Raw genomic sequence first — 25,648 nt, 5'->3', positions numbered from 1 at the left:
CACGCATCAAGGAGGATGTATGGACATTAAGGGCTGCGTCGCATTGGTGACAGGCGGTGCCTCCGGGCTGGGAGCTGCCACGGCGCGGAGGTTGTTCGACGGCGGGGCCTCCGTAGTGCTCGTTGACCTCCCGTCCTCCAACGGGCAGGCAGCCGCGGACGAACTCAACGGCCGGGCCGAAGCCGGCCAGTCCGCCGTCTTCGCCCCCGCTGACGTGACCAGCGAGGCGGACGTGCGGGCCGCCGTCGGGACCGCCGCAGGGATGGGGCCGCTCCGGATCGTGGTGAACTGCGCCGGGATCGCCACCCCCGGAAAGGTCCTGGGACGCGACGGCGTGCTGCCGCTGGAAACGTTCAGCCGTGTCATCCAGGTGAACCTGATCGGCACCTTCAACGTCCTGCGGCTGGCGGCCGAGGCGATGGTGGCCACCGAGCCTGCCGTCACCGCGCTGGGCGGCCCGGAGCGCGGCGTCATCATCAACACCGCCTCCGTGGCGGCCTTTGAAGGGCAGATCGGCCAGCCTGCATATTCCGCGTCCAAGGGGGCGGTGGCCGCCATGACGCTGCCCATCGCGCGGGAGCTGGCGCGCTCGCTGGTCCGCGTGGTCACCATTGCGCCGGGAATCTTCGAGACCCCCATGATGGCCGGCCTGCCCCGGGAGGCCCAGGACTCGCTGGGCGCCCAGGTTCCGCACCCGTCCCGGCTGGGCAAGCCGGCGGAGTACGCCAGCCTGGTGGCGCACATCGTGGACAACGCCATGCTGAACGGCGAAACCATCCGCCTTGACGGTGCCATCCGGATGGGGCCGAAATGAGCGCGCCTGACGTGTCACAGCTGCCCGCGGCGGACTTCTTCGCCGTCGAATCCCTGCTGGGCCAGGCCGAGAGGAACAAGCTGGCCGAGCTGCGGGACTTTCTGGCCGCCGAGGTGGCGCCGTACGCCGGGGACTGGTGGAACAAGGCCGAGTTCCCCGCCCACATCCTGCCCAAGCTGGCTGCGCTGGAACTGAGCACGCCCGCCCACCGCGGCTACAGCCACCTGTTCGCCGGGCTGGTCATTGCGGAGATGACCCGGGTGGACACCTCCATCGCCACCTTCTTCCTGGTCCACCACGATCTCTTCGTTGAGTCCCTGCACACCTTCGGCAGCGAGGACCAGAAGCAGCGGCTGCTGGCTGACGCCTCGGAGCTGCGCACCACGGGCGCCTTCGCCCTCACCGAACCCCTGCACGGGTCCGACGTGGCGGGCGGCATGGAGACGCGGGCACGGCGGATATCGTCCAGCACCGGGGAACCGGACGACGGCGGCGACACCTGGGTGCTCAACGGCGCCAAGCGGTGGATCGGCAACGGGACATTCTGCGACTACATGCTGGTGTGGGCACGGGACGAGGGGGACGGTTCCGTGCGGGGCTTCGTCGTGGACGCCACCCTGCCGGGGGTCAGCCGGAGCAGGATCGAGAACAAGATCGCGCTGCGCACTGTCCAGAACGCGGACATCGTGTTCCGGGACGTCCGGGTACCGGAGGCGGACCGCTTCAGCGGGATCAACAGCTTCGAGGACACCAAGGAACTGCTGCGCAGTTCGCGGATCATGGTGGCCTGGCAGACGGTGGGCCAGCAGCTGGCGGCGTTCGACGTCGCCCGGCAGTACGCCGTGGAACGCGAGCAGTTCGGCCGCCCGCTGGCACACTTCCAGCTGATCCAGCAGCAGCTGGTGACCATGCTGGGCAACGCCGTGGCCAGCATGGCCATGATGGCCGGAATCGCCAGGCTGCAGGACCAGGGTGCTGCCGACATGCCGCAGGTGGCGCTGGCCAAGTCCTACCTGAGTGCCAGGATGCGGGAAACCGTGGCGCTGGGCCGTTCCATCCTGGGCGGAAACGGCATCGTCACCGATTACCGGATGGCCAAGATCTTCGCCGATGCCGAGGCCATCTACACCTACGAGGGATCGTTCGAGGTGAACACCCTGATCGTGGGCCGGGCCATCACCGGGATCTCCGCCATCTCCTAGGCAAGGTACGGCTGCTTCTCGCCTGCCTCCACCCGGATGTCCAGGCTGTTGTTCCTCACCGGCATGGGGCAGGTGCCGTAGGGCGTGAAGGCGCTGGGGTAGTTGATGGCCCGGTTGAAGTCCAGCACCACGGTCGCCCTGCCCGAGGCATCGTGCCGGGGCTTGGGCATGGAGAGTTTCCGCCATTCGTCGGTGGTGTCGCCGTTGGTCTCGTCATGGAACGTGACGGTCAGGGCGCCGAGCTTCTCTTCCTCCGCCTGGAGCCGGAACTCATGGTTGCTGCCGGGCAGCCTGAACACCACTTCCCCCACGCTGCGGTGCACGCCGTCCACCAGGGGGTTCGCGGTGCTGATCGGCACGTCCACCGGGGCCGGGTAGGGCTCAAACCGGCCCGCCACCTCCCAGTCCGGGTTGTACGGGTAGGTGGGGACGCCGTCAAACCCGGTGAAGGCCGGAGATGCAGAGTCCCGGGTGCGGATGGCGTACCGCCCGCCGCGCATGGCCAGTTCCACCACCACCTGGTCCCCATTGGGGCCGCCGAACTGCACCCACATCAGCGACTCCTCGTCCGCCAGGACGGCGGACACCGTGCCGTCCACCTTTTCCCCCGTCCCCACCAGCGTGAGCCCGTCCGGCGGAGCAGCGGTGAGGAACGCCGCGGTGCCTCCGGGGTCCGTGGACCACAGGCCCGGGGCCAGGTCGACGGCGGCGGGGGCGTCTTCGAGCCACTGGAACGAGGTGAGGGTGAGCCAGCCGTGCGGCGCTGCCAGGGCTTTGTCCCGGTTGGTGCGGAAGCGCTGCCAGCGCTCGACCTTGGCGGCGGGAATGGCGGCGGGGGCGTTAGCGGGGGTGGCTGGGGTGGTGGCCATGGTTCCTTCCGGTTGCGTTGCCCCCGCTACAACCGCAGGCATGGACGGTTCATTCCGCCGGACGGACGCCGGCAACCCGCTGGGCATCCCGGATTCCAGCTGCACGGTGGTCCGCCGGGGTTGAATGGAGGGGTGGACATCCTTGCCGGAGTGAATCGGGAGTGGCTGGCGGCGCTTACCTGGCTGGCGGCCATGGTTGCCGGCGCCATGGTGCTGGCATGGCGACGCAGGCGGGCCGACCTCGCCGCGCTCGCCGCCGTCGTCGTCTTCATGGCAGCCAATGTTGGCGCCGGCATCTACGTCCTGAACCACCTGGCGGACGGGCGCTGGGGCGGGGACGCGCAAGCCAAGCTCGTTCCGCCGCCGCTTTCCGGGACCCCGGTGGTGGGCCGGTTCCTGGAGCCGCTTGATGGGGCCCTGGCGGGCATGGCCGGCGGGGTCAACGACTTCATCGACTTCCGCGCTGCGTTGCCTGTGGCCCTGGACTTCTTCGCAGCCGCCGGCTGGGCCCTGGCCGTTTCGGTGCCGGTGGGGCTGGCGGCCGCCGCCGTTCAGGCGGGGAGGGCCCGCCGTCGTAAGGCTGACGATGCCGCCTGGCGCAGCGAGGTGGAGCAGCTCCGCGTGGAACTGGACGCCGTGAAGCGCCATGTGGGGTACCGCGACATCTTTGAGACGGATTCCACTGCTGCACCGCACCGGGGGTAGCATCTTTAGCTAGTAACGTGGCTCACAGTATCCAGCGCAGTGTACGAGCCAAGTCCATAACCCTCGAAAGATTGCTTCAATGGCACACACTGCAACAGCGCCCGAAACAGATCTCGCCTCCGAACTGCGCGCGGACGTCCGCCGCGTTTCCACCCTTCTGGGGGAATCGCTGGTCCGCCAGCACGGACCCGAACTCCTGGACCTGGTGGAGCAGGTCCGGCTCCTGACCAAGGAATCCAAGGAAGCAGCCCGCGGCGGTGCACATGCCACCGGCCCCTGGAGCGCGCACGACGTCGTTGCCCAGGTCCGTGAACTGCTCGGATCCCTGCCCATCGAGCAGGCAACCGACCTGGTGCGCGCCTTCGCGTTCTACTTCCACCTGGCCAACGCCGCCGAGCAGGTCCACCGCGTTCGCGGCCTGCGGACCCGGGCCGAGAAGGACGGCTGGCTGGCCAAGACCGTGGCGGAGATCGCCACCCAGGCCGGCCCCGGGGTGCTGCAGGAAGTGGTCAACGGGCTGGACGTGCGCCCCATTTTCACGGCGCACCCCACCGAGGCCTCCCGCCGCTCCGTCCTGGACAAGATCCGCAAGCTCTCCGACGTCCTGGCCCAGCCCACCGCCGAAGGGTCCACCGCACGCCGCCGGCAGGACCGGAAGCTGGCCGAGATCATTGACCAGATGTGGCAGACCGACGAGCTGCGCCAGGTTCGGCCCACCCCTGTGGATGAGGCCCGGAACGCCATCTACTACCTGGGCGGCATCCTCACCGATGCCATGCCGGAGATGCTGTCCGAGCTCTCCGAGCTCCTGGGCGAACACGGCGTCACCCTGGCGTCCAAGGACGCCCCCATCCGGTTCGGCTCCTGGATCGGCGGCGACCGCGACGGCAACCCGAATGTCACCGCCGCCGTGACCCGCGAAATCCTGCAGATCCAGAACCAGAGCGCCATCCGGATCAGCATCGGCATGATCGATGAGCTGATTTCCATCCTGTCCAACTCCACGGCACTGGCAGGCGCGGACGAGGCATTGCTGAAGTCCATCGATGAGGACCTGAAGAAGCTGCCCGGCCTGGACAAGCGGGTCCTGGAGCTGAACGCCCAGGAGCCGTACCGGCTGAAACTCACCTGCATCAAGGCCAAGCTCATCAACACCGGCAAGCGGGTGGCCGCAAACTCCAACCACGAGCACGGCCGCGACTACAACGCAACCGATGAACTCATGGCAGACCTGCAGCTGCTGGAACTGTCGCTGCGCAACCATTCCGCCGCCCTGGCCGCGGACGGGTCCCTGGCCCGCGTCCGCCGCGCCATCGCCTCCTTCGGCCTGCACCTGGCCACCCTGGACATCCGCGAACACGCGGACCACCACCACGACGCCGTGGGGCAGCTGATGGACCGGATCGGCGGCCCGGGGCTCCGCTACGCCGAACTGAGCCGCGAGGAACGCTTCGAGGTCCTGGGCTCCGAGCTGGCCTCCCGCCGCCCGCTGTCCGGCCACCCGATCAAGCTCGACGGCGCCGCGGACGGAACCTATGACGTCTTCCGCGAGATCCGCCGGGCCCTGCGCATGTACGGCCCGGACGTCATCGAGACCTACATCATCTCCATGACCCGCGGCGCCGACGACGTCCTGGCCGCCGCCGTGCTGGCCCGCGAAGCCGGCCTGGTGAACCTTTTTGGCGACAAGCCCTACGCCAAGCTCGGCTTCGCGCCGCTGCTGGAGACCGTCGAGGAGCTGCGCGCCTCGGCCGAGATCGTGGACCAGCTGCTGTCCGACCCCTCCTACCGCGAACTGGTGCGGCTGCGCGGGGACATCCAGGAAGTGATGCTGGGCTACTCGGACTCCAACAAGGAATCCGGCGTGATGACCAGCCAGTGGGAGATCCACAAGACCCAGCGCAAACTGCGCGACGTGGCCGCCAAGCACGGGGTGCGCGTCCGCCTGTTCCACGGCCGCGGCGGCTCCGTGGGCCGCGGCGGCGGGCCCACCTACGACGCCATCCTTGCCCAGCCGAACGGCGTCCTGGAAGGCGAAATCAAGTTCACCGAGCAGGGCGAAGTCATCTCCGACAAGTACTCCCTGCCCGAACTCGCCCGGGAAAACCTGGAGCTGTCCCTGGCCGCGGTGCTGCAGGGTTCGGCCCTGCACCGCGATCCGCGGACCTCGGCGGACCAGCGGGAGCGTTACGGGCACGTCATGGAGACTATTTCCGACGCCGCCTTCGACCGCTACCGCAAGCTGATCGACCACCCGGACCTGCCCGCCTACTTCATGGCCTCCACTCCGGTGGAACAGCTGGGCTCCCTCAACATCGGCTCCCGCCCCTCCAAGCGCCCTGACTCCGGCGCCGGGCTGGGCGGCCTGCGCGCCATCCCCTGGGTGTTCGGCTGGACCCAGTCGCGCCAGATCGTGCCCGGCTGGTTCGGCGTCGGTTCCGGACTGAAGGCGGCCCGTGAGGCCGGACATTCCGCCCAGCTGGTGGAGATGATGGACCACTGGCACTTCTTCCGCTCGGTGCTGTCCAACGTGGAAATGACGCTCGCCAAAACGGACATGGACATCGCCGGCTACTACGTGGCCACCCTGGTCCCGGAGGAGCTGCACCACCTGTTCCGGAGCATCCGGGACGAGTATGAGCTCACCGTTGCCGAGGTCCGGAAGCTGACCGGCGAGAACCTGCTCCTGGACGCGCAGCCCACGCTGAAGCGCTCGCTGGAAATCCGCGACCAGTACCTGGACCCCATCAGCTACCTGCAGGTGGAACTCCTGCGCCGCATCCGTACCGAAGCCGGGATCAGCGGAGCGGAAATCGACGAACGCCTCCAGCGGGCCATGCTGATCACCGTCAACGGCGTGGCGGCGGGCCTCCGCAACACCGGCTAGGCACACGCCCGCTCACGTTTGGCGGCTTTCCATGGAACGCCCGCCCACCTCCCGTCCGGAAGGTGGGCGGGCGTTTCGGGTCCAGGAGCAGGATGTGAGCGGGGGTGTGGATAGGGTTGGAGGCATGCCTTCCTTCCAGACCCGCCTCAAGATCACCGGGCTGCGGCCGGGCAATCCGCCGGAGGCTGTCATGGACGCGGCCGTGGAGGCGCTGGGCACCCGCCACCACGTGGAGGCGCACCAGCTCCAGCTCGCCGGCGGCGTGCCGCAGCTGAACCTGCGCTTCCTCGTCGAAGCCAGCGGGTACAGCGGCGAGAACCGGCAGGCGGTGGAGTCGGCAGCCATGATGCGCGACGCCGTCGAACGCGTTGCGCTGACAGGCTCGCTCAGCGTGCTGCGGCGCAGCCGCGGCAAGTGGCTGCCCGTCTAGCCTGCGTCGGGGATCGGCTCGTCCTCCACCGGCGACCGGTCACCGCGCCGCCGGGTGACGATGATCCCCACGACGGCGCCGATCACCAGGCCAACGGCCACGCCGATGAGTGAGCTGGCCCAGAACGGCAGCTTGGTGGCCGAACCGGTGAAGTAGCCCAGCCCCACCAGCCAGCATGCCCACAGGACCGCCCCCAGCCCGGCGCAGAGGCTGAAGCCCCGCACGGAGACGTTCGCGATCCCGGAGGCGGCCGATGTGGCCAGCCTGCCGCCGGGGATGAACCGGGCCCCGATGATGGTGCCGTAGGTGGATGAACGGCCCGCCTTGGCCAGTCCGGCGTGGATGCCGGCGTGGACGCGGCGGCCCCATTTCCAGCGGTCCAGCACATGGCTCAGCCGCCGCCGGAAGAGCTGGAACACCACCATGTCTCCCATCCAGGAGGCCAGGGCGGCCAGGACAAGCACCAGGAACACGTTGGCCCGGCCGTCGGCGGACAGCGCGCCTCCGGTAATCACCACCATCTCCGACGGGATGGGCGGAAAAATGGCGTCGCCGATCACCACCGGGATGACCCAGAAATAAAGGGCCGCCCCCCAGCTGTCAATGCCGCCGAAGTCCATTGCCACAAGGTACCGCACTTGGGAAACTGGCGGCATGCGGATCTCGGTTCTGCAGGGCGACATTACGCAGCGGCGGGTGGACGTGGTGGTGAACGCCGCCGACCCTTCGCTGCTGGGCGGCGGGGGAGTGGACGGTGCGCTGCACCGGGCCGCCGGGCCGGAATTGCTGGCATCGTGCCGGGAGCTGCGTGTCACGGCGCTGCCGCACGGCCTGCAGACCGGGGCCGCCGTGGCCACGCCGGCGTTCCGGCTGCCGGCCCGCTGGGTGATCCATACGGTGGGACCCAACCGCCGCGCCGGACAGACCAACCGTGCGCTCCTGGTGTCCTGCTTCAGCGAAAGCCTGCGGCTGGCCGACAGGTTGGAAGCCGGGGAGCTTGCCTTCCCGGCCGTGGGGGCCGGAGCCTATGGGTGGCCGGCTGCGGCGGTGGCGCAGGCGGCGCTGGAGGCCGTTGATGGTTTCCGGGCCTCGCATCCGGCAAGCGGCCTGGAACTGGTGGAGTTTGTGCTGCACACCGCGGACGTGGAGGCGGTGTTCAGGGACGTGTTGGGGCCGCTTCGCTGAGTTCCAGGCTGCTGCGGTACTCCACCGGCCGGCCGGAGATCGGATCCACGAACCGTATGCCGCGTGCCAGCAGCTGCAGCGGTCTGGCGTAGTCGTCCGGGGCTTTGTCCAGCAGGTCCGGGTAGAAGGCGTCGTTCACGATCCCCAGCCCCAGTGAGGCCATGTGCACCCGCAGCTGGTGGGTCTTTCCGGTGTGCGGTTCCAGCCGGTACCTGGCCAGGCGCGGCCTGCCGCGGGCACCGGTGCCCGCGGCAACCGCCGCCGGGCCGCCGTCGAACGTTTCCAGCCGCTCAATCCTGGTTTCCGCGTTCGGCTCGCCGTCGATGACCTCCGCCAGCAGGTAGCTGCGCGACTTGGTCATCCGGTTGCGCACCACCACGGGGAAGTCGACGGCGGGATGTCCCGGCGCGGGCTCAGCGGCCGAGACGCACTCGTATTCCTTCTGCACCTGCCGCTTCTCAAAAAGCACCTGGTACCGGCCGCGGGTCTGCGGGTTGGTGGAGAAGAGCAGGACGCCGGCGGTCATCCGGTCCAGCCGGTGCATGGGGATCAGGTCCGGCAGGTCCAACTGGTTGCGCAGGCGCACCAGGGCCGACTCCTGGATGTACGTGCCGCCCGGGGTGGTGGGCAGGAAGTGCGGCTTGTCCACCACCAGTAGGTGGTTGTCCTGGTGGAGGATGCTGATTTCCACGGGCAGCCGCGTCTCCGGCGGCAGCGTGCGGTAGTACCAGATGAAGGTGTGGTCCTGCAGCGGAGTGGCGCGGTCCAAAGGGACGCCGCCCTCGCCAACGATCTCGCCGGCGTCGAACCTGTCCTCGATGCCCTGCGGATCGATATGTCCCCAGCGGTGCATCATGTAGTCCATTGCCGTGTCCCACGGACCCTCTTCCGGAAGGCGCAGGCGGGTGGCGTTCACGCCGTCGCGCACGGGAAGGGGGGATTGCATCACCCGCCCATTCTACCGGGGCGGCCGTGGCCCTCCGGGGCCGGGTCCAGCCGCCACCGACGATAAAAAAGTTCTTGACAATAAAAGTTGTCGGTTGCGATAGTGGAGGCATGCAGGACATCGCCGTCATCGAGGACCCGGCCACGGCCGAGGTATCCCTGGACCCCATCCGCACCCGGATCCTGCGCGAGCTGGTCCAGCCGGCTTCCGCCACGCAGCTGGCTGTCCGTGTCGGCCTGCCCCGGCAGAAGGTGAACTACCACCTCAAGGCGCTGGAGCGGCACGGGCTGGTGGAACTGGTGGAGGAACGCCGCAAGGGCAATGTGACCGAGCGGGTCCTGCAGGCCACGGCGGCGTCCTACCTCATCTCACCCATCGCGCTGAACGAAGTGTCCCCGGACCCGCGACGGTTTGCAGACCGCTTCTCCGCCTTTTGGCTGCTGGCGCTCGCGGGCCGGATGGTCCAGGAGGTGGGCAAGCTGATTGCCGGCGCCGCCGCTGCCCGGCAAAAGCTGGCTACGTTCGCCATTGATGGCGAGATCACGTTCCGCACCGCGGCGGACCGTGCAGCCTTCGCCGAGGAGCTCGGCACCGAGGTCACCCGGCTGGTGGACAAGTATCACGACGACGCCCTGTCACCACGGGGGCGGCGGCACCGGCTCGTCGTGGCGCTGCATCCGGCACTTAAAGAAACCGGTGCCCCCGCGGCAACCAACCAATCCCATCCAGGCAAGGAGCAGGACAAATGACCGACAACCGCAACTTCGAAATCGTCTACGACACGGAGCTCCCCGGCACGCCCGAGCGCGTGTGGGAAGCGGTGACCAATGGAACGCCCGCATGGATGTTCCCCACGGACCAGTGGCCGGACGTCAGGACGGTGGAGGAGTACCCGCACCACCTGGTCTCCCGGATGGACGGGCCCGACGGCTGGTTCAACCAGCTGGAACATGTGCTGGAACCGCTGGACGGCGGCCGGGCCCGGCTCCACTACGTCCACAGCGGCATCTTCGCGGACAACTGGGACCAGCAGTACGACGGCGCCAGCCGCCACACCGAGTTCTACCTGCACACGCTGGGCCAGTACCTGCAGTACTTCGACGGCAGGCCTGTGGTGTTTACGGACGTCCAGGCACCGGCGGCATCCCAGGCCCCCGATGGTTTCATCCGGCTTCGCGAAGCGCTGCGTGCCGGCTCGGCCGGGCAGGGCGCTGCGGTGGATGTGGAGCTCGACGGCGTGGGCCGGCTGACAGGCGAGGTGGACTTCTCCAATGAGCACTTCCTGGGCGTGCGCACCCCGGACGCCCTCTACCGGTTTTTCGGCCGCAACGCTTTCGGTGCCCCCGTTGGCATGACCGTGCACGACTTCAGCGGCACCGCCGATTCCGCGACCACGGCCAAGGCCTGGGGCGGTTTCCTGGAGCGCGTGTACGCGTAACTGCCCCTAACGTTCCGTGTGGCGCTCCAAATCGCCGGAACGGTGCGGGATCGCCGTACCTCTCCGGCGGCTTGGCACCGGTCCGGCGATTTGGCACCGTTCCGGTGGTTCCGGCGATTCCGACGGCGGCCGGTCCGGGCCCGGGTCAGGCGATGGCGACGGCGGGGGCATGGGTGAGCGAGCGCCGCAGCTGGGGAGCCGAGTCCAGCTTGTCCTGGGCGGCGCGCAGCGCCAGCACCGCCGTTTCGAGCTTGTCCGGTGGAAGGGCGAACGGCACCCGCAGGTTGCGTTCGAACGCGCCGCCGATGCCGAACCGGGGTCCCGCCGCCAGCCTGACCCCGAAGTCCGGCGCGAGCACTGTCAATGCCGTGCTGATGGGCGTGGGAAGCCGGCACCAGATGGACAGGCCGCCGGCTGCACGCGTGGTGCGCCAGGTGGGCAGATGTTCGGCCAGGAGGCCGAGAAGTGCTGCCCGGTTGCCGCGGAGGGTCTCCAGCAGCGCGGGCAGCGGTTCGTCCAGGGCCCGCACCAGGTGGGCGGCGGCGAGCTGTTCCATGACGGGTCCGCCCAGATCCAGGGTGGTGCGTGCCGCGGCAAACCGCTGGATCATCGTTTCCGAGGCCCGGATCCAGCCGGTGCGCAGGCCGCCCCAATGCGACTTGCTGAGGGATCCGATGGACACCACCGTGCTGCCGAAGGCGGCCAGTGGAGTGGTGGCGACGCCGTCCAGGTTCAGTTCACGGAGTGTCTCGTCCGCTACCAGCACGGTTCCGGCAGCGGCGGCGGCGCGGACCAGCCGCCGGCGCTGGGCGTCCGGCATGATCATGCCCGTGGGGTTGTGGAAGTCGGGGACCAGGTAGGCGAGCCTTGGCTTTTGCTGGGCCATGGCCGACTCCATGGCGGGCAGGTCCCAGCCGGACTTCGTGAAAGCCACCGGGACGGCACGGCAGCCGGCCGTCCGGATGGCATCCAGCGCGTGCGGGTAGCTGGGGTGTTCCACCATGACCCGGTCCTGCCGGCCTGCCAACGTGCGGATGATGATGGTCAGGGCATGCTGCGCGCCGGACGTCACCATGATCTGGCCTGCCTGGGTGGGCGCCCCGGCTGCCGAATACCTGTCCGCAATCGCCTGGCGCAGGGGCATTAATCCCAGGGCGTCGTAGCCGAATCCCGGCAGCAGGGCGGGAAGCTCCGTCAATGCCGCGGCGAAGGCCCGGTGCACCACCTCGCCGCTGGCAGGCAGGGCCGAATAGGCAAGGTCGATCAACCCTTCCGGTGCGGTGAGGCCAGGTGCGGTAAACGGTTCGGCCGGCCGCGGCTGCGGGCCGTAAAGCGCCCGGCCGAACGGCGTGAGTTCGGGGATGCGCGTCTTGCCGCGGCTGCCCTGGCCGCTGCTGAGGAAGCCCTGTTCCCGGAGGCTGGAGTAGGCGGCGGTAACGGTTGTCCGGCTGATGCCGAGGGCTGCCGAAAGGGACCGTTCGCTGGGCAGCGCGCTGTCCAGGGCCACACGGCCATCCAGGATCAGGAGCCGAACCACATCGGCCAGTTCCCGGTAGGCCGGGCCGGTGCCGTTGTTCCAGGTGCCAAGCAGGCGGGACAGGGCGGTGGCGCTCAAGGTGGTGGACATGTAGCCAGTATCTCAAACTGGCTATGTATTCCAATGCCAGTTGCATGGAATGGTTGTTTGCATGATGACCCGCAGACTCCTCCAGCTCTTCACCGGCCTCGCCATGTACGGCATCTCTCTGGCCATGTTCATCCGCGCCGGGCTGGGGCTGGACCCCTGGGACGTGTTCCACCAGGGGCTGGCGAACCGGACGGGTCTGAGCATCGGTGTGGTGGTCATCGCTGTGAGTTTCCTGGTGCTGCTGCTCTGGATACCGCTCCGGCAAATGCCCGGCTTCGGCACTCTCTGCAACGCGGTCATGGTGGGCGTATTTGCGGACGTCGGCCTGGCCCTGATTCCTGCCGTACCCCACGTGGCCGGCCAGGCCGGGCTTCTTGCAGGGGCCGTCCTGGTGAACGGCGTCGCCTCGGCCTGCTACATCGGGGCCGGGTTCGGGCCGGGTGCCCGCGACGGGCTGATGACGGGACTGGCGCGCCGGACCGGGTGGTCAGTCCGGCTGTCGCGCACGCTGATTGAGGTGTCCGTGCTGGCCATCGGCTGGCTGCTGGGAGGCTCGGTGGGCGTGGGCACGGTGGTCTACGCCCTGGCCATTGGTCCGCTGGTCCACGTGCTGCTGCCGCGCTTCATGGTTCCTGCCGCCGTTCCGAAGACCGACGGCAAGGCACGGACCGCCATGGCTCCGGAGGGCTGCGCCTGACAGGACCACCTGCGCCTAAAGATCAACTGGGTACGGGCTGGCATGTCGGGCAGAAGTAGATGTCCCGCTCCTCCTCACCGTTTGGCTTGCCCAGGAGTCCGCGCTGGATGGGCGTGCCGCATTTCAGGCAGGGCTGGCGTTCCCGGCCGTACACCCAGTAGCCGGGCCTGCCTGCCATCCTGCCCACCGGCATGCCGCGGGCATTCAGGATGGTGACGCGGCGGCCGGGCCCGAGGTTCACTTCCAGAAGCTGTTTGGCATCGGTCATCAGGGTCCGCACGTCCGTGACCCCGGAAACCGGCGTGGCGGGATGCACCCCGGACAGGAAGCACGTTTCGCAGCGGTAAATGTTCCCGATGCCTGCGAGGTTCCGCTGGTCCAGCAGGGCAACCCCCACCGGCACCTCAGGGCGCGAACGGATGCGCCGTTCCGCCTCGTCCGGGTCCCAGTCCGGGCCCAGGAGGTCCGGGCCGAGGAATCCCACGATGGAGTCCTCATTGGCTGTGGCCACCACTTCCACAATGCCAAGGGAAAAGCCGACGGCGTCTGCCACGGCGGTGCGGAGCACGCACCGGGCGGTGAATCCCGGCTTCCGCCACCTTCCGCCAGACGGATACACCTGCCAGGCGCCTTCCATCTTCAGGTGCGAGTGAATGGTCAGCCGTTTGTCCTCCGGGCTGACCACCCGCATCAGCAGGTGCTTGCCCCTGGGAACCACCTCGGCAACGGTCCAGCCGGCCAGGTTGAGGGTGGCGAACCGGGGCACGCGGAAGTCCGAGGCGAGCAGCGTCTGTCCGGCTAAAGCCTGGTGCAGCTGGCGGGCGGCCCGCCAAACCGAATCGCCCTCAGGCACGGACCCTCAATCCCTTCGGGGTGGAGTAGGCGCCGGCGGAGCTGAGGGCAGCGGCCACCGGGGTGTCCAGGATGCCGTGCCCGTTCACTTTCTCCATGATCAGCTTGTCCACCGCACCGCGGGTGACCACCCCCACCAGCGCGGCACCCGCCGCCGCCAGGACGGCCTCGTCATCGCTGAAGGCCAGCAGGGTCTTCCCGCCACGCTCGACGTACAGGACCAGCGCACCGTCCACCAGGACCACCAGCGCGCCGGCCTTCCGGCCGGGACGGTGGCCGGTTCCGGCGTCGTCCTGCAGCGCGGGCCAGGGGAGGGCCGCACCGTAGGGGTTGGCGGGATCGGTGGCGGCGAGGGCCAGGGCCACCGGTTCGGCCTTCGCCAGCTGCGTGTCTTCCGAGTAGGAGCGGAGCCGGTCCACGGTGGCCGGAACAGCGAACTGGGCGGCACCAAGATGTTCGATGAAGTACCCCCGGCGGCAGCGGCCCGCCTCCTCCAGCCGGGCCAGGACCTTGTACATCAGGCCGAAGCCACCCACGATCTGTTCGGCCATGACCGAGCCCCGGGTGACCACGCCATAGCGGTCCAGCAGGAGTTCCGCCGTGGCGCGGGCATGGATGGTGGGATCGAGTTCAGGCTCGGGAAGCGCCGACCACCGCCCGGCGGCGGTGGGCGGAGTGGCGGCACCCTGCGTTCCATACCGGCCGCCGGCCAGCCCGGGGGAGCCCATCAGGCCGGTGCCGTGGGAGCGGCCCAGCCGGCTGAGCCGCGGCGCCCTGGCACGTGGTGCCCTTGCCACCTGGCGGTGGGCCGTGTGGCCTCCCGCGATCAAGGCCCGGACCGGGGCGAACGTGTCACCGGTGATCCTGCCGGCCCATGCGAGGTCCCACAGCGCAGCCACCACCTCCTGGTCGCTCAGCACGGCGTCCATACCGCCCGCCACTTCGGTCAGCTGGCGGAAGAAGTACCCGCCGCCGTTGTTCCGCAGGTGGTCCAGGAGCCGCTGGCCGGCGTCCCCCGGTTCAAACTCGGGCGATGGGTTGAGGGTCAGTTCCACCGAGTCCGCCAGGTGAAGGCTGATCCAGCCATCGTTTCCCGGGAGCGCCCCGGCCCCCGACCACAGGACTTCACCTGCAGCCATCAGTTCATCCAGCATCGCGTGCTGGTAATTGGATACCCGTGTGGCCAGCACCAGGGGCTCCCAGGCTGACGCGGGGACGGGCACCCCTGAGAGCTGGTCGATGGCGGTGATGATGCCGTCCAGGCCGCGCAGCGAGGGCTGGCCGCGGCCGCCGCCGGGAGTCCTGACATGCTGCCACGCGGGCAGGAAGCGTCCGTAGGCGGCAGCGTCCACCGGCTCCACTTCGGCACGCAGCGCGGCCAGGGAACGACGGCGGAGCTTGCGCAACACCTCGGCGTCGCACCATTCGCTGGCGATAGTGTGCGCAACGTCGGGGACGGGAGCGCTGGCGGCTTCATCGGCTGGCGGTGGTCCGGCAGGTTCGTCGGCCTCCGGCGGCGCGGTTTCGGGCGGGGTGACGTGGGGCCGGAATTCCCCCTCCACCACGCGTCCATCCGCTGCCAGGCGTTTCAGGGCCGTACCCACCACAGCCACACCGAGGCCCAGCCGGGCAGCGGCTTCGGCAGCGGTGAAGGGCCCATGGGTCCGGGCATACCGGGAGACAAGGTCGCCCAGGGGATCGGCCACCGGCTCGATGAAGGCCAGCGGAACGCCCATGGGCAGCGGAACGCCAATGGCGTCGCGGAGTCGGGCTGCATCCTCCACGGCGGCGAAGCGTTCAACCCCGCCGATGTTGACCTTGATGGCGCGGTTGGCGCGCTGGAGCGCGGCCAGGTGGGCCGCCGCCTCCTGCACGGTTGCCGCAGCCTCGACAGGCGGAGCGTCACCGGGCTCGGGCACCTGGATTGCGTCCCCTGCCGGCTGTGAACCCTGGAGCCGTGCCGCCGTTTCCCCAGCCGTCAGCGGGCCCAGCAACCGCAGGAGGTCCGCGACGCCCTCCATGCCCCGTGCACGCCGGTCCGGGGCCAGCCGCTGCAGCTCGCGTTCGGTGGCCTCGATGACTTTGGCGTCCAGGAGTTCGCGCAGTTCCACCCGGCCCAGCAGCTCGTTCAGGAGGGTGGAGTCCAGGGCCAGGGCGGCGGCCCGCCGTTCGGCGAGCGGGGAATCGCCCTCATAGAGGAACTGGGCCACATAACCGAAGAGGAGGGACTTGGCGAACGGCGAGGGCTGTTGGGTGGTGGTCTGCAGGATCCGCAGCTCACGCCGTTCCACGGACGCGGCGATGTCCTTCAACGCCGGCAGATCGTAGACGTCCTGCAGGCATTCGCGCACTGTTTCCAGCACGATGGGGAACGTGGGGTACTTCCTGGCCACGTCCAGCAGCTGGGCCGACCGCTGGCGCTGCTGCCACAGCGGCTGGCGCTTGCCCGGGGTCTGGCGGGGCAGCAGCAGCGCACGGGCGGCGCACTCCCGGAACCTCGAGGCAAACAGGGCGCTGCCGCCGACCTCTGCCGTGACGATCTGCTCGAGTTCCTCGGGATCGAAGAGGAACAGCTCGGCGCCGGGCGGCTCGTCCTCCATCATGGGCACCCGCAGCACGATGCCGTCGTCGGCGGCCATGGCGGAGCCGTCCAGTCCGTAGCGCTGGTGCAGCCGTTGCCCCACAGCCAATGCCCAGGGCGCGTGCACCGGCATGCCGAACGGGCTGTGCAGGATCACGCGCCAGTCGCCCAGTTCGTCGTGGAACCGCTCCACCACCAGGGTGGTGTCGCTGGGGACCACCTCGGTGGCCTGCTTTTGCTCGTTGAGGTACTGGATGAGGTTGTTGGCGGCGAAGTCGTCCAGGCCGCTGGCCTTGCAGCGCTCGGTGGCAGGGCCGGCGTCGGACGCGGACAGTTCGCGGACGAAGGCGCCAAGTGCGCGGCCCAGGTCCACGGGCCGGCCCAGCGAATCGCCCTTCCAGAACGGCAGCTTTCCGGGCTGCCCGAACGCGGGGGAGACCAGGACGCGGTCGTGGGTGATGTCCTCGATCTTCCAGCTGGTGGCGCCCAGGGCAAAGACGTCGCCCACCCGGGACTCGTAGACCATTTCCTCGTCCAGCTCGCCCACGCGCCGGCCGCCCTTTGGTGCGCGCGCCGGTTTGCCGTCCCCGGAGGGGGAGGCAGCACCCTCCTGTTCGGTGCCGATGATGTAGACGCCGAACAGGCCGCGGTCCGGGATGGTGCCGCCGGACGTAACGGCCAGGCGCTGGGCTCCGGGCCGCCCCTCGATGGTGCCGGCGTTGCGGTCCCAGATGATCCGTGGCCGCAGCTCGGCGAACTCGTCGGACGGGTAGCGCCCCGCCAGGAGGTCGAGGGTCGCCTCGAATGCTGACCGGGGGAGGGAAGCAAAAGGCGCCGAGCGCCGGACGGTGCTGAACCACTCCTCCACGTCGATGCTGCCCAGGGCGGTTGCGGCAACGGTCTGCTGGGCCAGGATGTCCAGCGGATTGGCCGGGATGCTGAGCCGCTCGATCTTGCCACCCAGCATCCGCTCCACGGTGATGGCTGTGTGGACCAGGTCTGCCCGGTGCTTGGGGAAAAGGACGCCCTGGGAAATCTCGCCCACCTGGTGCCCGGCGCGTCCCACCCGCTGCAGGCCGCTGGCCACGGACGGCGGCGACTCCACCTGCACCACCAGGTCCACGGCACCCATGTCGATGCCCAGTTCCAGGGACGACGTAGCCACAACGCAGCGCAGCCGCCCGGACTTGAGGTCGTCCTCGATGAGCGCGCGCTGGTCCTTGGACACGGAACCGTGGTGGGCGCGGGCCAGGACCGGATCAGCGCCCGCGGAGCTGCCGGCCTGGGCCATCATGTGCGCAGGGGTGGCGGTTGAAGCGGGAATGCCCGACGGCGGTCCCCCCGGCGTGCCGGGCGCGCCGGCCTGCCCTTCCGGGCCGGGATCGTCCCAGCCCCCGCCGACGGCAATCAGCTGGCGTTCGGCGTAGATCTCGTTGAGCCGCGCCGTGAGGCGTTCGGCAAGCCGCCGGGAGTTGGCGAAGACGATGGTGGACTGGTTGGCCAGCACCAGGTCCACGATCTTTTCCTCCACATGCGGCCAGATGGAAGCCTGCGGCTGCAGCCCGGAAGCCGGGCCGGAGTCGAACGCCCCTGCCGCGCCCTGCAGGTCCGACATGTCCTCCACGGGCACCGATACGGTGAGGTCCCAGTTCTTCCTGGCCGGCGGGGCGACGATCTCCACGGGGGCTGAACCGGCCAGGAACTGGGCCACCAGCTCCCGCGGCTCCACCGTGGCGGAAAGCCCGATGCGCTGCGCAGGCTTGGGCAGCAGCGCGTCCAGCCGCTCCAGGGACACGGCAAGGTGGGCCCCGCGCTTGGTCCCGGCCACGGCGTGGACCTCGTCAATGATGATGGTGTCCACCTCGGCAAGGGTTTCGCGGGCCTTGGAGGTGAGCATGAGGAACAACGACTCCGGGGTGGTAATGAGGATGTCCGGCGGGTTGGTCAACAGCGTGCGGCGGTCCGCAGCGGGAGTGTCCCCGGACCGGACCCCTACCGTGATCAGCGGGGCGGGAAGTCCCAGCCGCTTTGCCGTCTGGGTGATGCCGATCAGCGGGGACCGCAGGTTCCGTTCCACGTCAACGCCCAAAGCCTTAAGGGGCGAAATGTAGAGGACACGGGTCTTGCGCTTTGGCGCCCGGGCCCGCTTGCCTTTTGCGGGCGCTTCGGCAGCGGCGGGATCAGGGGCCTGGGACGCCGAGGCGAGCAGCCTGTCCAGCGCCCAGAGGAAGGCCGCGAGGGTCTTTCCGGAGCCGGTGGGGGCCACCACCAGCGCATGCGATCCTGAGGAGATGGCGTTCCAGGCCCCGGCCTGCGCAGGAGTCGGCTCGGAAAACGCGCCAAGGAACCAGTCCCTGGTGGGCCGGCTGAACTGGCCCATGGGGGCGGCCGCACCGGAAACACTGCTGCCGGCAGGACGCTGTTCCTGGTTCATGCCTCCATCATGCCGCAAGGCACTGACACCCGACTCCCGGGCGGCCGGGGTTCCGCCCGAAGCCGAACATCACCCCGTCCACCCCCGGGATTTCGGCCAAGGCAGACGGCAGCCCTGCAGGGCCTCGGCCGGCAAATCCCTGTTCAATAGCTGATCAATTCCTGTTCAAACAGTTTCGGACTCCGGCAGGTCCTTGGTGGCCGGGCCTTCAAGCAACCTTCCCTGGTTCGTGAAGCGGGAGCCGTGCAGGGGGCAGTCCCACGTCTGTTCGTTGTCGTTCCAGTGCAGGATGCCGCCCAGGTGCGTGCAGACCGCCGAGAGCCTGCAGGTGGTTCCTTCCACGGTGGATACAGCCACCGGCCGGTTGCCCTGGCGGTAGACCTTGCCCTGGCCTTCAGCCGGGACGGCGGCAGCAGCACCCGCAGGACCAGGTGTCCCGGCGGCCGGGCCTGCGGTATCAGGTGTTGCGGGGGCAGGCGCTGCGGGAACGGTGGGTCCGCGGGTTCCCCGTTTGAGGCCGTCAATCCTGCGGCCCTCAGTGGTCACCTTCCCCCAGTCGGAGGCCATCCTCGCGGCAACGCCGGCGTTGAGCGCCACGGCGGACAACGCACCTGCCGGCGATGTAATGCGGTGGTGGATGGTGTCCGCCCAGGGCACCTGGCCGCCCAGGATGTCCGCCGAGATGCCCAGCGCGGCGGCGACGGCGTTGGTCATTCCCCACTTGTTGTAGCCGGTGCCGAAGTAGATCCGGCCCTTGCCGCGCGGGAGCTTTCCGAAGAAGGGCATGAGGTTGGTGGGCATGTAGTCCTGTGCCGACCACGTGTGCGTGGTGACCGCACCGGGGTAATGCCGGCCCGCCCAGTCGAGCAGCCCGGTGAGGTGCGCTTTCTCTGAGTCCGTCCGCCCCACGTGATGGCCGTGACCGCCCACAAGCAGCAGGTTCCGGCCGTCCACCTCATAGTCGCGAAGGGAGTGCGTGGGCTGCTCAACGGAGATATACATGCCCGGCGGAGGTGCCTGGTCCTCCTGCAGGGCAAGGGCCGCCGCGTAGGAGCGGCTTGGCTTCAGCTTGGCGAAATAGAGGCCGCGGTTCAGGACGGGGATTCCGGTGGCAAGGACGACCGTGTCCGCCCTGACACTGCCACGGTCGGTCCTGACGGCGGAGGGCGCATCGCCGGTGACGTCCTGGAGGCGCACGCCGCTGACGATCCGGCCGCCACGGCGGCGGATGTCCGCCACCAGTGCGTCGAGGACCTCCATCGGGTTGATCTGGGCCTGGTCCCGCAGCCGGGCGGCCCCGTGGACGGGAAACGGCAAACCCGCGTCGCGGACGTAATTCACGTCCAGCCCGGCGGTGGTGGCGGCGCTGACCTCCTCCCGCAGCTTTTCCGTTCCCTGTGCTGACGCAGCATAGGTGTAAGCGGTGCGGCGCTGGAAGGGCACGTTGTGCTCCTCCAGGTAGCGCAGCAGCCAGGCCTGGCCCTCCCGGTTTCCGTCCACGTACGCCTGCACCTGTTTCTGCGAATACTGGCGGGCCAGCTGGGACAGGAACGTGCCCTGCAGCAGCGTTACTTTTGCAGTGGTGTTGCCGGTGGTCACGGCCCCCGGCCGGCGGGCCTCCAGTACCAGTACGCTTTGCCCGGAGCGGGCCAGCAGCAGTGCGGCGACCAGGCCGGTGAGGCCGGCCCCCGCCACCACCGTGTCATACCTGGTGTCCGGTTCAAACGGATCAGAAATGAAGGGATCCCTGCGGTCCAGCCAAATCGACGTCATGCCAGTCCAACCTGCCTACGGTCCACGGCCCTCGCAGGCCAGTTTGTGCCTCCCTCCATTCCCGGTTCCCTCCTGGGTCAGGTCCCGGGGTCAGGCGGGCTGGAACGCTCCAATGCTGAGCAGTGTGATGTTTGCGTTGCCGCAGGCCCGGGTAGGTTGCGGGAGGAACAGGGAATCGGTGTCCTCGGGCGGATAGATCCGGTAGCCGGCAGCATCCACGGGGGAGCAGTCCATGTAGTTGCCTGCCTGCGTGTAGCGCAGCACCGCAGTGGCCATCTGGCCGGGGGCCAGCAGAACGTCCACGACACCTGCGGACTCATCCCGCGTGGCGGGGGCGCCAATGGGGGCGCCGGCGGCGTCTGCCACCAGGGAGACGCCCGGGAAGCCCCTGAGGATGCACGGCTCGGAGCCGCTGTTGGTGAGGTTGAGCTTCATGTAGACACTGCCGGCAGCGCCGCCACCGGACGGATCCGTGGCCGCCGTGAGCCCGGCCGCCTTGCACAGGCCCGGAGTGCCGGCAGGGCTGACGGGGGACGGGGAAGCCGGCGTCGACGTGGCCGGCGCCGAGGACGCCGGAGGCGCCGTTGACGCGGTCGGCGAGGGGGACTGGCTGGCCTGCCCGGTGGCGGGCGCCGTCGTAGTCTGGGACTGCGGCTGGCTTGGACCGCACGCGGTGAGCAGCAGCGCTGCCGCTGCGGCCGCCGTCGTCATGGCAAACCCCTGGGAAATTTTCTGAGACCTCATGGGACCACCTTCGCGGTAGCCGTTGCCCGCGTCAACGATGCCACCTGCAGTAGGGGCAATTTGATGCCCGGATCGTGATGATCCGGGCACCAATTACGACCCTAGGGCTTGCCGGCCGGCTCCCGGCCGGCAGTGCCGGCGGCAGTGTTGCTGCCCGGCGCGCGGAGCCTGCCCTTGCTCCGCAGCAGTGCCGCCCCGCCCAGGACCAGTCCGCCCACGCCGGCAGCAAGCCCGGTCCAGCTGCGCGCCTCCGCGCCGCTGTCCGTCCCCGCCGCCTGTCCGGTGCCGTGGGCAGCTCCTGCCGCGCCGTGGGCGTCCGCGCTGTCCGCCGCCGTGATGGTGAGCGAGGGGGCGGGGGCTTTCAGCCCGTGGGGGTCCTGGCCGTCAGCGGCGACCTGGGACCAGTCGGTCTGGCCGCTTTCGCAGGTCTGCAGCGTGGGGAAGTTCAGGGTTGTCCCGGCCATGTCCGGCAGGTGCACGGAAAGGACCAGGGCGTCGCGCAGTTCGGGGCTCAGCGGCGTCTTGGCCGTATAGACGATCTGGCTGGTCCGCTGCGTGATGGCGGTTCCGTCCGGGAGCTTCCGGGGTTCGGCGAACTGTTCGGTCACCTTTTCCGCTGTCCAGTTGGGGTTGACTGTGGGTTGGGCGTCATTCAATTCCGGGGGCAGCGTGATGGCCACCTTCGTGGTGGGGGACGTGCCGCAGCCGTGCGGAATGCCGAACGTCAGCAGGGCATAGGAACCGGCGCCGGTCTTGTCCGGCGTCACGCCAACATGCGCTGAGGCGCCGCCCGCCGCGGCGAGCAGGAGAACGGCTGAGCCTGCGGCGGCTGCGGATGCGGTCAGGGTACGGCGAAAAAACGGGGTTGTCATGGGTTGCCTTTCTGGCGCACACCACTGATTCAGGGCGTGCAAAATGTGTACCCCGACGCCGGGCGGAAGGCCGGTGCGGGGCTTTAGCAGGGAAGCACGACGGCGGAAGGCGGGCCGCGCCGGCTGTCCTGGCGGACGTTGCGCCAGGGGGAGCGGTACAAGGGAACGTGCCTGAACAGTCCGTTGAGGCGGACGGCAGGGACAGGTGCCACCGGCCCGGGAAGGCCGGCAAAGGGCCGCAGCCAGTCGGCCAGTGCCCACAGGGCAGCTTCGCCTTTGGCGAGGAGGAGGGCGCAGCCCAGCGTGGCCGCCGCGTGCGCTGCGAGCATCAGTGGTGCCAACGCGGGATTCGCGGGACTCAGGTGCTCCGCCAGGGGAGCGAACGCTGCGAACCCGGCCAGGGGGACCTGGTGCAGGTGGGCCGCCGCCGGCGCACCTGCTGCGCTCTCAAGGGGAGCGGAAAAGGCGGTGAGAAGCTCGTGCAGGGCCAGCTGGCCGCCGCCCAGGAGCGCGGCCATGGCCGGAAACGCCAGCCGAAGGCGGGTTGCGGCCGTGCTGGCCAGTGCTGTCAGGGCCAGCACGGCCAGGAGGATGCCCGGGGCCGGAAGGCGGCCTCCGCCAACCACGTGGGCGCCGCCGGCGAGGGCCACGGTGCCGGCGGCCAGGGTCGAGGCACGGAGGAGGTGGAAAGGGACCTGCGGGAGGGAACCACGCACGGCTGCTCCTCCTGCTGTCCGCCGGCACTGCAGGGTGCAGGGCCGGTTCCGCCTACGGGTCCGGAGCCGGTGCCCGGACCCTCAAGATTCTACCGGCCCCTTAGTCAGTCTCCGGTCCGGTGCAGTAGGGGCAATCGTCCGGGCAGTCCGTCATGCCGGCACCCCTGCCAGGTCGTAGCCGTCGGCGATATGGAACAAGCGCCGGCCTCCCGCGGGGGCTGCCACCCACACCACGTCGCCGTCATCGGTCCGGGCATCCACCAGGCCGCTGAAGGCGGTGTGCCCATCCCTCCTGAGTTCCACGCTGTCGCCGACCTGGACGGCGTCCCAGCGGACAGGGCTCTTTACGCGGCTCGTCATTGAAGTCACGGATATTCCTTTGAAGAGGCTTGGCCGGGGCGGCTGCTGCGGCCCCGGTGATGCCATCAAACCGCTGCGCCACGGCGCGGCTCAATGGAGGAATGGCCACGGGTTCCGGTCCCTTGTTGTGCATCCCTCCAGCAGAGACCCTGTGCCGGCATGGAGCGGCAGGGTTAGACTGCCTGCATACGTGTTGGCGATCGAAGGAGAAGTTCATGGACTACACCGGAAGCCAGTCGGAGAAGGCCGTAACCGCCGGGGAACTGGGCCGCAGCCACATCGGGCAGACCATCAGCTTCAAACCGAACGAGTTCACGGTTGTGTTCGGCAAGCTCGCGGGCATCGCCCGGACTGAGGCCATGGTCTACCTGTCGCTGACGGGGGTTGGAAACGGCACCCACCTGAAGGACGAATATGACCTGCCGCTGACCCATGAGGTCTTTGTGCCGGTGGACGTCATCACCAACGCGGAATCCACCATCAAGGACCTGTTCGGCAAAGTCCAGGAAAACCTCCGCGGGGCTGGCCACAAGGGTGGCGAGGACCGGACGGACCGGCTCTAACCGCCCGCAGCAAGAGCAAGGAAGAAGGCCGGCACTTTCGTGCCGGCCTTCCGCTTGGCCTAGTACGCCTTGACCCGCTGCTCCACCACGAGATGGATGAGGGCGAATACGCCGTCCCGGTCAATCGCTGCCAGGGCTGCATCCAGCGCTGCCGGGACATCTCGGTCCTCGGTCACCGTGACCCCGAATCCGCCGAAAGCCCTGGCCATCAGCGCAAAGTCGGGGTTCTTCAGCTGGGTACCGGAGACGCGCCGGGGATAGTGCCGCTCCTGGTGCGTGCGGATGGTGCCGTACTCCTGGTTGTCCATGACCACCACCAGCGGCGTGGCCCCGTACTGGGCAGCCGTGGCCAGCTCCTGCCCGTTCATGAGGAATTCGCCGTCCCCGGCGATGGTGACCACGCGCCGCTTCGGTTCGGCCAGGGACGCTGCGATGGCCGAGGGGACGGAGTAGCCCATGGACCCGTTCCGCGCGCTGATCATGGACGCGTAGCGGCGGGTGGGGAAATACCGGTGCGCCCAGTTGGTGTGTTCACCTGCACCGAACGTCACCATCGCATCCTCCGGCAGCCGGGGGACGAGGTTGGCCATCAGGGTGTCCATCCGGGCCTGCCCGGCCGCCGGGGCAGCAGGAGGCAGCGTGGCAAAGCGCTCCTGCTCGGCGCGCATCCTGACCGTCCAGGCCTTCCACTCTTCCTTCACGGGCAGGCTGATGCCCTCCAGGCCGCGCACGAACGCTTCCGGTTTGGCCAGGATCTGCCGCGACACCGGGCCGGACCTTCCCCGCAGCGACGGGTCCACGGTGACCAGGAAATTTTCCTTGTTCCAGTCCTGCCGGCAGACGAAACCGTCCGTAATGACGTCGCCCGGCACCGTTCCCACGAAGACCAGGAGGTCGGTCTCCTCCAGCAGGTCGTAAGTGGGGCGCGGCCGGCCATAGCCGATCGGTCCCACGTAGGACGGCGAATCGAAGGGCACTGTTCCCTGCGTCCGCCATTCCGCCGCCGCCGGGATGTGGTGCCGTTCCAGCCAGGCGGTGAGCTGGTCCGCGGCCTCCTGCGTCCAGTCGTTGCCGCCGGTCACGAACAGCGGCTTGGACGATTCCGCCAGCGCCGCTTCCAGGGCTGACGCATCAGCGCTGCCCATCCCGCCTGCGGCCACGGGAATCGCAGGATGCAGCGCAGGGCTGACCTCCCGCCGGATGACGTCCTCGGGCAGGCCCACCACCACGGGCCCGGGCCGGCCGCTCATTGCCGCAAACATGGCCTCCGCCACTATCTCGGAGGCCCGTTCCGGGTGGTCAAGGACCATCACCCGCTTGGCGCCGGTGTCGAACCAGGACTTGATGTCGAATTCCTGGAACGCCTCGCGGTCCCGGTGGGCAAACGGGATCAGGCCCACGAAGAGCAGCATCGGCGTGGAGTCCTGCCAGGCGGTGTGCAGCCCTACGTGGGCGTTGGCCGCGCCGGGCCCCCGGGTCACCATCGCCACGCCCGGGCGCTGGTTCAGCTTTCCGTCGGCTTCCGCCATGTACGCGGCACCGCCTTCATGGCGGCAGACGATGGTTTCGATCTTCGAGTTGTGCAGGCCGTCCAGCACATCCAGGAAGCTCTCGCCGGGAACCACATAGGTGCGTTCCACGCCATGCGCCACCAGCGAGTCAACGATCACGTGCCCCGCGGATTTCAGGGCGGGCGCCACGGTGTCCTGGTGATGGACGACGGCGGCGGGCCGGGTGGGGGAGGAGGTCAGGGTGGGCTGCGGCTCTGGTGTCATGTTCTTTCTTTGGCTCGGAAGGTTGGCCGAAGGGATGGGGTCAGGAGATGGGGGTGCGGTTGGCGATGACGGGGGACTTTCCGGTGTAGCCGTCGCGGGTTTCGGCGATTTGGCGGATGCGGGTGCGGCAGGCGTACCAGCCGGCGACCATGAGGATGGAGGCGATGGCGGTGACGAG

At 69.0% G+C, this 25,648-nt stretch carries 22 protein-coding genes; 10 read left to right on the top strand and 12 right to left on the bottom strand.

Annotation, left to right across the window (positions count from 1 at the left end):
• Positions 1-19: 19 nt before the first annotated feature.
• Both ASG79_RS14595 and ASG79_RS14590 read left to right on the top strand, forming a co-directional pair.
• Positions 20-814 carry an SDR family NAD(P)-dependent oxidoreductase gene (locus ASG79_RS14595; protein WP_056392160.1) on the top strand — a complete coding sequence of 265 codons (795 nt, stop codon included), beginning with the start codon at positions 20-22 and terminating at the stop codon, positions 812-814.
• Positions 811-2,016: an acyl-CoA dehydrogenase family protein gene (locus tag ASG79_RS14590; RefSeq protein ID WP_056392159.1), complete on the top strand. Its 1,206-nt coding sequence runs from the start codon at positions 811-813 to the stop codon at positions 2,014-2,016. The genes ASG79_RS14595 and ASG79_RS14590 overlap by 4 nt, the downstream gene beginning before the upstream one ends.
• Here the strand turns inward: ASG79_RS14590 and ASG79_RS14585 are convergent.
• Positions 2,013-2,885 (bottom strand): DUF1684 domain-containing protein, encoded by an 873-nt coding sequence (locus ASG79_RS14585; RefSeq protein WP_056392158.1) that lies wholly within the window; start codon positions 2,883-2,885, stop codon positions 2,013-2,015. The genes ASG79_RS14590 and ASG79_RS14585 overlap by 4 nt on opposite strands.
• Positions 2,886-3,017: 132 nt before the next feature.
• On the opposite strand from ASG79_RS14585, the gene ASG79_RS14580 reads away from it, so the two are divergent.
• The 3 genes from ASG79_RS14580 (at position 3,018) to ASG79_RS14570 (ending at position 6,907) form a co-directional block, all read left to right on the top strand.
• The gene (locus tag ASG79_RS14580; protein WP_056392157.1) at positions 3,018-3,590 is read left to right on the top strand and encodes a hypothetical protein; all 573 of its coding nucleotides are present in this window, start codon (positions 3,018-3,020) and stop codon (positions 3,588-3,590) included.
• A gap of 79 nt (positions 3,591-3,669) precedes the next feature.
• The gene (ppc, locus tag ASG79_RS14575; RefSeq protein WP_018770837.1) at positions 3,670-6,477 is read left to right on the top strand and encodes a phosphoenolpyruvate carboxylase; all 2,808 of its coding nucleotides are present in this window, start codon (positions 3,670-3,672) and stop codon (positions 6,475-6,477) included.
• A gap of 124 nt (positions 6,478-6,601) precedes the next feature.
• Positions 6,602-6,907, top strand: coding sequence for a hypothetical protein (locus tag ASG79_RS14570; protein WP_056392155.1), 306 nt, complete (start codon positions 6,602-6,604; stop codon positions 6,905-6,907).
• On the opposite strand, the gene ASG79_RS14565 is transcribed toward ASG79_RS14570, so the two are convergent.
• Positions 6,904-7,563, bottom strand: coding sequence for a DedA family protein (locus ASG79_RS14565; protein WP_018770839.1), 660 nt, complete (start codon positions 7,561-7,563; stop codon positions 6,904-6,906). The two genes, ASG79_RS14570 and ASG79_RS14565, sit on opposite strands and share 4 nt — an antisense overlap.
• Here ASG79_RS14565 and ASG79_RS14560 point away from each other — a divergent pair.
• Complete coding sequence (locus ASG79_RS14560) at positions 7,562-8,092, top strand: O-acetyl-ADP-ribose deacetylase (protein WP_056392153.1); 531 nt, start codon at positions 7,562-7,564, stop codon at positions 8,090-8,092. The two genes, ASG79_RS14565 and ASG79_RS14560, sit on opposite strands and share 2 nt — an antisense overlap.
• Here ASG79_RS14560 and ASG79_RS14555 read toward each other — a convergent pair.
• On the bottom strand, positions 8,064-9,038 hold the full coding sequence (locus tag ASG79_RS14555; RefSeq protein WP_056392151.1) for an RluA family pseudouridine synthase: 975 nt from the start codon (positions 9,036-9,038) through the stop codon (positions 8,064-8,066). The two genes, ASG79_RS14560 and ASG79_RS14555, sit on opposite strands and share 29 nt — an antisense overlap.
• A gap of 110 nt (positions 9,039-9,148) precedes the next feature.
• Here ASG79_RS14555 and ASG79_RS14550 point away from each other — a divergent pair, with 110 nt between their 5' ends.
• Positions 9,149-9,787 (top strand): winged helix-turn-helix domain-containing protein, encoded by a 639-nt coding sequence (locus ASG79_RS14550; protein ID WP_056392149.1) that lies wholly within the window; start codon positions 9,149-9,151, stop codon positions 9,785-9,787.
• The gene (locus ASG79_RS14545) at positions 9,784-10,476 is read left to right on the top strand and encodes an SRPBCC family protein (protein WP_056392148.1); all 693 of its coding nucleotides are present in this window, start codon (positions 9,784-9,786) and stop codon (positions 10,474-10,476) included. Before ASG79_RS14550 ends, ASG79_RS14545 begins: the two co-directional genes overlap by 4 nt.
• A gap of 145 nt (positions 10,477-10,621) precedes the next feature.
• Here the strand turns inward: ASG79_RS14545 and ASG79_RS14540 are convergent, their stop codons facing one another.
• Positions 10,622-12,103 (bottom strand): PLP-dependent aminotransferase family protein, encoded by a 1,482-nt coding sequence (locus ASG79_RS14540; protein WP_056392146.1) that lies wholly within the window; start codon positions 12,101-12,103, stop codon positions 10,622-10,624.
• A gap of 61 nt (positions 12,104-12,164) precedes the next feature.
• Between ASG79_RS14540 and ASG79_RS23740 the strand changes: the two genes are divergently transcribed.
• The gene (locus ASG79_RS23740) at positions 12,165-12,800 is read left to right on the top strand and encodes a YczE/YyaS/YitT family protein (protein WP_056392143.1); all 636 of its coding nucleotides are present in this window, start codon (positions 12,165-12,167) and stop codon (positions 12,798-12,800) included.
• Positions 12,801-12,822: 22 nt separating this feature from the next.
• Here the strand turns inward: ASG79_RS23740 and ASG79_RS14530 are convergent, their stop codons facing one another.
• From ASG79_RS14530 to ASG79_RS14495, 7 genes are all read right to left on the bottom strand, one after another.
• A complete protein-coding gene (locus tag ASG79_RS14530; protein ID WP_056392142.1) occupies positions 12,823-13,653 on the bottom strand; it encodes an Fpg/Nei family DNA glycosylase in 831 nt (276 codons plus the stop codon).
• A complete protein-coding gene (locus ASG79_RS14525) occupies positions 13,646-18,667 on the bottom strand; it encodes an ATP-dependent helicase (protein ID WP_056392140.1) in 5,022 nt (1,673 codons plus the stop codon). The genes ASG79_RS14530 and ASG79_RS14525 overlap by 8 nt, the downstream gene beginning before the upstream one ends.
• Before the next feature lie 165 nt (positions 18,668-18,832).
• Positions 18,833-20,440, bottom strand: coding sequence for an FAD-dependent oxidoreductase (locus ASG79_RS14520; protein WP_056392138.1), 1,608 nt, complete (start codon positions 20,438-20,440; stop codon positions 18,833-18,835).
• Between the two features lie 90 nt (positions 20,441-20,530).
• Positions 20,531-21,184: a DUF4232 domain-containing protein gene (locus ASG79_RS23870; RefSeq protein ID WP_200953184.1), complete on the bottom strand. Its 654-nt coding sequence runs from the start codon at positions 21,182-21,184 to the stop codon at positions 20,531-20,533.
• Positions 21,185-21,285: 101 nt separating this feature from the next.
• Entirely contained in the window at positions 21,286-22,056 is a 771-nt protein-coding gene (locus ASG79_RS14505) for a YcnI family protein (RefSeq protein WP_056392135.1), read from the bottom strand.
• A gap of 83 nt (positions 22,057-22,139) precedes the next feature.
• Entirely contained in the window at positions 22,140-22,772 is a 633-nt protein-coding gene (locus ASG79_RS14500; RefSeq protein ID WP_056392133.1) for a hypothetical protein, read from the bottom strand.
• 150 nt (positions 22,773-22,922) lie between these two features.
• Positions 22,923-23,132, bottom strand: coding sequence for a hypothetical protein (locus ASG79_RS14495; protein WP_018770853.1), 210 nt, complete (start codon positions 23,130-23,132; stop codon positions 22,923-22,925).
• Between the two features lie 215 nt (positions 23,133-23,347).
• On the opposite strand from ASG79_RS14495, the gene ASG79_RS14490 reads away from it, so the two are divergent.
• The gene (locus tag ASG79_RS14490) at positions 23,348-23,695 is read left to right on the top strand and encodes a hypothetical protein (RefSeq protein WP_018770854.1); all 348 of its coding nucleotides are present in this window, start codon (positions 23,348-23,350) and stop codon (positions 23,693-23,695) included.
• A gap of 59 nt (positions 23,696-23,754) precedes the next feature.
• Here ASG79_RS14490 and ASG79_RS14485 read toward each other — a convergent pair whose 3' ends face one another.
• A complete protein-coding gene (locus ASG79_RS14485; RefSeq protein ID WP_018770855.1) occupies positions 23,755-25,470 on the bottom strand; it encodes a thiamine pyrophosphate-dependent enzyme in 1,716 nt (571 codons plus the stop codon).
• Positions 25,471-25,648: the final 178 nt, after the last annotated feature.

The organism is Arthrobacter sp. Soil761, assembly GCF_001428325.1.
Classification (GTDB): Bacteria; Actinomycetota; Actinomycetes; order Actinomycetales; family Micrococcaceae; genus Arthrobacter.
Note: the sequence above shows the minus strand (reverse complement) of the source record. Positions and strands in the feature narration are given on the sequence as shown.